6 protein-coding genes are annotated in these 6,407 nt (G+C 69.5%); 5 read left to right on the top strand and 1 reads right to left on the bottom strand.

Translation table 11 applies throughout. The features are described from left to right. The 5 genes from RTM68_RS05790 to RTM68_RS05770 all read left to right on the top strand — a co-directional run. Positions 1-877, top strand: an 877-nt coding sequence (locus tag RTM68_RS05790) for a histidinol-phosphate transaminase (protein ID WP_312169176.1), incomplete at its 5' end; no start/stop codon positions are given. Between the two features lie 95 nt (positions 878-972). Further along, the gene (locus RTM68_RS05785) at positions 973-2,097 is read left to right on the top strand and encodes a thiamine pyrophosphate-dependent dehydrogenase E1 component subunit alpha (RefSeq protein WP_312169173.1); all 1,125 of its coding nucleotides are present in this window, start codon (positions 973-975) and stop codon (positions 2,095-2,097) included. Between the two features lies 1 nt (position 2,098). Then, positions 2,099-3,079 carry an alpha-ketoacid dehydrogenase subunit beta gene (locus RTM68_RS05780; RefSeq protein WP_312169171.1) on the top strand — a complete coding sequence of 327 codons (981 nt, stop codon included), beginning with the start codon at positions 2,099-2,101 and terminating at the stop codon, positions 3,077-3,079. Positions 3,080-3,104: 25 nt separating this feature from the next. Next, positions 3,105-4,463 (top strand): dihydrolipoamide acetyltransferase family protein, encoded by a 1,359-nt coding sequence (locus RTM68_RS05775; protein WP_312169169.1) that lies wholly within the window; start codon positions 3,105-3,107, stop codon positions 4,461-4,463. Between the two features lie 71 nt (positions 4,464-4,534). Beyond that, positions 4,535-5,449 carry an aldo/keto reductase gene (locus RTM68_RS05770; protein ID WP_312169167.1) on the top strand — a complete coding sequence of 305 codons (915 nt, stop codon included), beginning with the start codon at positions 4,535-4,537 and terminating at the stop codon, positions 5,447-5,449. Here the strand turns inward: RTM68_RS05770 and RTM68_RS05765 are convergent. Further along, positions 5,440-6,393 carry a DMT family transporter gene (locus RTM68_RS05765; protein WP_312169243.1) on the bottom strand — a complete coding sequence of 318 codons (954 nt, stop codon included), beginning with the start codon at positions 6,391-6,393 and terminating at the stop codon, positions 5,440-5,442. The genes RTM68_RS05770 and RTM68_RS05765 overlap by 10 nt on opposite strands. Positions 6,394-6,407: the final 14 nt, after the last annotated feature.

The raw sequence follows: 6,407 nt of genomic DNA, 5'->3' as shown, positions 1-6,407 counted from the left end.
CCGCCTGCGCGAGCGACTCGGCGCGCGCTACGCCGTCGAGCCCGATCAGGTGCACGTCGCCGCAGGCAGCGTCTCGATCCTGCACCAGCTGATCCTCGCCACGGCATCCGTCGGCGACGAGGTCGTCTACGCGTGGCGCTCGTTCGAGGCGTACCCGAGCCTGCCGCTCGTCGCCGGCGCCACCGGAGTGCAGGTGCCCCTGACCGTCGACTCGCGTCATGACCTCGACGCGATGGCGGATGCCGTCACCGAGCGCACCCGTGCGATCATCCTGTGCACGCCGAACAACCCGACCGGTCCGATCATCACGAGCGACGAGTTCGCGACGTTCGTCGAGCGCGTGCCCGCCGACGTGCTGATCATCCTCGATGAGGCGTACGCCGAGTTCGTGACCGCACCGGATGCGGTCGACGGTCTCGCCGAGCGGGTCTTCGAACGGCATCCGAACGTCGTCGTGCTGCGCACCTTCTCGAAGGCCTACGGTCTCGCCGGCCTGCGCATCGGCTACGCGATCGGCAACGAGAAGGTCCTCGACGCCGCGCGCACGACCGGCATCCCGCTGTCCGTCACGTCCGCCGCCGAGAATGCCGCCATCGCCAGCCTCGACGCCGAGAGCGAGCTGCTCGAGCGCGTCGCCGTGATCGTCGAGCGGCGCACTCGTCTGGTCGAGGGGCTGCGCGCACAGGGCTGGGATGTCCCCGACTCTCAGGCCAACTTCGTCTGGCTGCCCACGGGAAAGCGCACCGACGAGGTCGCTGCGGCGTTCGTCGCGGGCGACCTGATCGTGCGGCCCTTCCCCGGCGACGGCATCCGCATCTCCGTCGGCGAAGAGGAGTCCGTCGCCCGCGTCCTCGACGTCGCCTCGACCCTGGTCTGAGCGTGCGCTGACCCCCGTTTCTCCGGTTTCCCGAGAGATGCGAGGACGTCCTAGGTATGCGTGACCGGGCATGCGCGCGGCGGTAGCGTGGCAGCGTGACCTCGTCAGAGACTGAACTCGTCCGCGTCCTGGAGAAGGACGGCCGTTTCGCACCCAGTCCGGCTGCCGAGAGGTATCTGCCGCTGATCGAGGCGATCAGCGATGCGGAGCTCGAGCAGTTCTACCGCGACATGGTGATCATCCGCGCGATCGACACCCAGGCGACCAACCTGCAGCGCCAGGGTCAGCTCGCCCTGTGGCCGCCGAGCCGTGGCCAGGAGGCCGCGCAGGTGGGGTCGGGCCGTGCCGCCCGCGCACAGGACACGATCTTCCCGTCGTACCGTGAGCACGTCGTGACGCGCATCCGCGGAGTCGACCCGCTCGACATCATCAAGCTCATGCGCGGCGTCTCGCACGGCGGCTGGGATCCGACCGACCCGAAGAATGGTAACACCCGCCTGTACACGCTGGTGCTCGGCTCGCAGACGCTGCACGCGGCCGGCTACGCCATGGGCCTGAACTTCGACCGACGCTCGGGCACCGGCGACCTCGACACCGACGAAGCGGTCATCGCCTACTACGGCGACGGCGCGTCGAGCCAGGGCGACGTGCACGAGGCGATGGTCTTCGCCGCCAGCTACCAGGCGCCGACCGTCTTCTTCCTGCAGAACAACCACTGGGCGATCTCCGTACCCGTGGCGACCCAGTCTCGCGTTCCGCTCGTCGAGCGCAGCGCCGGCTACGGCATCCCCAGCGTCCGCGTCGACGGCAATGACGTGCTCGCCAGCTACGCCGTCTCGCGCACCGCTCTCGACGAGGCGCGCAGCGGTGGTGGACCCCGCGCCATCGAGGCCGTGACCTACCGCCTCGGCGCGCACACCACGAGTGACGACCCCACGAAGTACCGCGGCTCCGACGAGGAGCAGTCGTGGGCCGAGCGCGACCCGATCGACCGCATGCGCGCGTTCCTCGAGAACAGGGGAGCGGCAGGGCAGTTCTTCGCGGATGCGGATGCCGAGGCCGCGGACGCCGCAGAAGACCTGCGCGCCCGCACCGTCGAGCTCGGACCGCCGTCGATCGACAAGATGTTCGACCACGTCTACAGCGACCCGCACCCGCTGATCGCGGAGCAGAAGGCGTGGCACGCGCGCTACGAGGCATCGTTCGAGGGAGGCAACTGACATGACTCTCGAGAACATGCCGTTCAGCAAGGCGCTCAACGCAGGTCTGCGCGCAGCCATGGAGAACGACCGGAAGGTCCTGCTCATGGGCGAGGACATCGGCAAGCTCGGCGGTGTCTTCCGGGTGACCGAGCATCTGCAGCGCGACTTCGGCGACCGCCGGGTGCTCGACACCCCGCTCGCCGAGTCGGGCATCGTCGGCACCGCGATCGGGCTCGCGATGACCGGCTTCCGTCCCGTCATCGAGATCCAGTTCGACGGCTTCGTGTTCCCCGCGTTCGACCAGATCACGACGCAGCTCGCGAAGCTCACGAACCGCCACGAAGGCGCACTGAGCCTGCCGATCGTCATCCGCATCCCGTACGGCGGGCACATCGGCGCCGTCGAGCACCACCAGGAGAGCCCCGAGGCGTACTTCGCGCACACCCCGGGGCTGCGCGTGGTCTCCCCGTCGACGCCGAACGACGCGTACTGGATGATCCAGGAGGCCATCGCCTCGAACGACCCCGTGATCTTCATGGAGCCGAAGAGCCGCTACTGGACCAAGGGCGAGGTCGAGCTCGACGCCTCCGCCGCTCCGCTGCACTCGTCGCGCGTCGTGCGCACCGGGTCCGACGTGACCCTCGTCGGACACGGCGCCATGGTGACGACACTGCTGCAGGCGGCGGCGCTCGCCGAATCCGAGGGCACCAGCTGCGAGGTCGTCGACGTGCGCTCACTGTCGCCCATCGATTACGAGCCCATCCTGAACTCGGTGCGCAAGACCGGTCGCATGGTCTACGCGCAGGAGGCCCAGGGCTTCACGAGTATCGGCAGCGAGGTCGCGGCGACCGTCATGGAGCGCGCCTTCTACGCACTCGAGGCCCCGGTGCTGCGGGTCTCGGGCTACGACACGCCCTTCCCTCCCGCGAAGCTCGAGGGCTCCTACCTCCCCGATGCCGACCGCATCCTCGAGGCCGTCGACCGTTCGCTGGCCTACTGACCTCACCGTTCCGAAAGGACCGCACATGAGCACGCAGAACTTCAACCTCCCCGACGTGGGCGAGGGCCTGACCGAGGCCGAGATCGTGACGTGGAAGGTCGCTCCCGGTGACACGGTCGCGATCAACGACGTCATCTGCGAGATCGAGACGGCCAAGTCGCTCGTCGAGCTGCCGTCGCCGCACGCCGGTGTCGTCGGCGAGCTGCTCGCCGCCGAAGGCACGACGGTCGAGGTCGGTTCGCCGATCATCACGTTCGTGACGGATGCGCGCGACGACGCCGGACCCGGCGTGATCGCGACCGCCGAGGCCCCCGCGCCCGAAGAGGGCGGCGGGTCTGTGCTCGTCGGCTACGGCTCCGGCGGCGGTGCCACCTCGCGCCGCAAGCGTCCGGCCGAGCGCCCCGTGCGCTCGTCGGTCGGCGTGATCGCGAAGCCTCCGATCCGCAAGCTCGCCCGCGACCTGGGAGTCGACCTCACGACCGTCACGCCGACCGGCGCCGACGGCGAGGTCACGCGCGACGACGTCATGACCCACGCGCAGCAGGCCAGCGTGTTCCGCAACATCGAGACGCCCGAGTGGGGTGCTGTGCGCGAGGAGACCGTGCCGGCGCCGCAGAGCGCACCGGCGGGCCTCGCCCGTGGAGTGTCGGCGTCGCCGGCATCCGCCTCCGGTCAGAGCGATGACCGCACCGAATCGATCCCGGTCAAGGGCGTGCGCAAGGCGACGTCGTCGGCGATGGTGCAGAGCGCCTACTCCGCCCCGCACGTCACCGTGTGGAAGGAGATCGACGCGAGCCGCACAATGGAGCTCGTCAAGCGGCTCAAGGCCTCCCCTGACTACGCCGACATCCGGGTCTCGCCGCTGCTGATCATGGCCCGTGCCGTCATCTGGGCCGCTCGTCGCACCCCGATGGTCAACGCGGCGTGGATCGAGACCGAGGGCGGCGCCGAGATCTCGGTGCGTCACTACGTGAACCTCGGCATCGCGGCGGCCACGCCTCGTGGGCTGCTCGTGCCGAACATCAAGGACGCTCAGGACCTCAGCATGAAGGACCTCGCTCGCGCCCTCAACCGCCTCACGCTGACCGCTCGCGAAGGCAAGACGAGCCCGGCCGACCAGCAGGGCGGCACGATCACGATCACCAACATCGGTGTGTTCGGGATGGATGCCGGCACGCCGATCATCAACCCCGGCGAGGCCGGAATCGTGGCGATGGGCACGATCAGTCAGAAGCCGTGGGTCGTCGACGGCGAGGTGCGCCCCCGCTGGGTCACCACGGTCGCGGGATCGTTCGACCACCGCGTGATCGACGGAGACGGCATGAGCCGCTTCATCGCCGACGTGGCATCCGTGCTCGAGGAGCCCGCACTGCTCGTGGAGTGAGGCGGATCGTCCGGCGATACAGTGGCAGCAGAATCGCGACGACCGGCCCCCAGTAGAACGGACTCCAGCGGATGAAGATCGAACCGACCGCCATCACCCTCGGAACCTCCGGCCTCGGCCGGCATTCGGAGCCGGGGTCCGCTGAGGAGAGAGCCGCCGTCGAGGTCGCCATCGACCTGCTCACGAGCCGACACGGGTTCGTGGACACCTCGAACAACTACGCCGGCGGTCGCTCCGAGGCAGTGCTCGGGATCGCGCTGCGCGAATTGGGGATGGACGGGTCGCGGGTCATCTCGAAGGTGGATCAGGACCCGGAGACGGGTGTGTTCGACCGCGACCGTGTGCTCCGCTCGTTCGAGGAGACGTCCGCCCGCCTCGGGGTCGACCGGCTTCCGCTGCTGCACCTGCACGATCCCTATTCGGTGTCGTTCGAGGACTCGATCTCGATCGGTGGCGCGGTGCAGGGTCTCATCGAACTCCGGAGCGCGGGTGTGGTGGACGCGATCGGTGTCGCGGCCGCTCCGGTGCCGCTGATGGCGAAGTACGTCGAGACGGGTGTGTTCGACGCCGTTCTCATCCACAATCGATTCACGCTCGTGGATCACTCGGCGGCGACGGTGTTCGCCGACGCCAAGGAACGGGGCATGGCCGTGTTCAACGCCGCGCCGTTCGGCTCGGGGTTGCTCGTCAAGGGGCCGCATGCCGGTGCGCAATACGCCTATCGGCCTGCCGGCGAGGAGCTGCTGGCGTGGACCGAGCGGTTGCAGCGCCTGTGCGCGGAGCACGGAACGTCGATTGCTGCCGCAGCCCTGCACTACTCGCTGCGGTCGCCGCTGGTCGACTCCACCGTCGTCGGGGTGTCGTCGCCGCATCGTCGCGAGCAGCTCGACGAGCTGGAGCAGACGGAGGTGCCGGAGGCGCTGTGGGACGCTCTCGCGAGCCTGGGCCCGGCGCCGTCTCCGGTGGACGACAGCGACTACGCCTGAGCGCTGTCGGTGCTCCGCACCACGACCGGCACCACGACCGGGGGCTCGAGCACCCGCTCCCGGTGGCGTCGTTCGATCGCCTGACCGGCGTACGACGCGGCGACGATGAGCGCGGCACCGAGCAGGCCGACGGTGCCGACGATCTCCCCGCCGAGCAGGATGCCGACCAGCAGCGCCCAGACCGGCTCGGTGCCCATGAGGATGCTGGCTCGCGTCGCCGAGGTGCGCCGCACCGCCCAGAGCTGAACGACGAACGCGAACACCGAGCACATCAGTCCGAGGAACACGACGTTCGCCCATCCCCGTCCGTCGAGTCGCGCGACGGCCGCGGGCAGCTCTGCTCCTGCGACCAGTGATGCCGTCGCCGCGCACACGATGAGCTGCACGAGGACGACGGCGAGCGTGCTGTCCCGGCGGCCGCGGGTCAGTCTGGCGCTCGCGGTCACGTGGAACGCCCGCACCACGGCTGCGGCGATCACGAGAGCGTCGCCCGCGGTCGGCATCCGCAGCCCGCCGTCCGACACGAGAAGGGCGACCCCCACCACTGCTGCGACCGCTGCGACGAAGTACGAGCGCGGAAGCCATGACCGCGCGGCGAGGCTCTCGAGCACGGGGGTGAGGATGAGCGCGAGGCTGATGAGCAGCCCGGCATTGGTCGCCGAGGTGAGATGCACACCCCAGGTCTCGAGTCCGATGACGGCGGCCTGAGAGAAGCCGAGGAGGACGGCGACGGCGAGTCCGCGGCCACGCGGCATCCGCTCCCGGCGCGCCGCGCAGATCACGCCGAGAGCGAGCGCCGCGACGAGGAACCGGAGCGCGACGGCGGAAGGGACACCGGTCTCGAGAGCGAGGCTCTTGGCCGAGACGAAGCTCGCGCCCCACACCGCCGCCACGGCGACGAGCAGCACATCGACGAGGAGATCGAGCGAGGGGCGACGAGACATGACTCCACGTTCTC

Source organism: Microbacterium sp. (genome assembly GCF_031988965.1).
GTDB lineage: Bacteria > Actinomycetota > Actinomycetes > Actinomycetales > Microbacteriaceae > Microbacterium.
Note: the sequence above shows the minus strand (reverse complement) of the source record. Positions and strands in the feature narration are given on the sequence as shown.

Excerpts from the sequence above, each read along its gene's own strand:
- RTM68_RS05780 (WP_312169171.1), top strand. The coding sequence starts at position 2,099 with ATGACTCTCGAGAACATGCCGTTCAGCAAGGCGCTCAACGCAGGTCTG.
- RTM68_RS05775 (WP_312169169.1), top strand. The coding sequence starts at position 3,105 with ATGAGCACGCAGAACTTCAACCTCCCCGACGTGGGCGAGGGCCTGACC.
- RTM68_RS05770 (WP_312169167.1), top strand. The coding sequence starts at position 4,535 with ATGAAGATCGAACCGACCGCCATCACCCTCGGAACCTCCGGCCTCGGC.
- RTM68_RS05765 (WP_312169243.1), bottom strand. The coding sequence starts at position 6,393 with ATGTCTCGTCGCCCCTCGCTCGATCTCCTCGTCGATGTGCTGCTCGTC.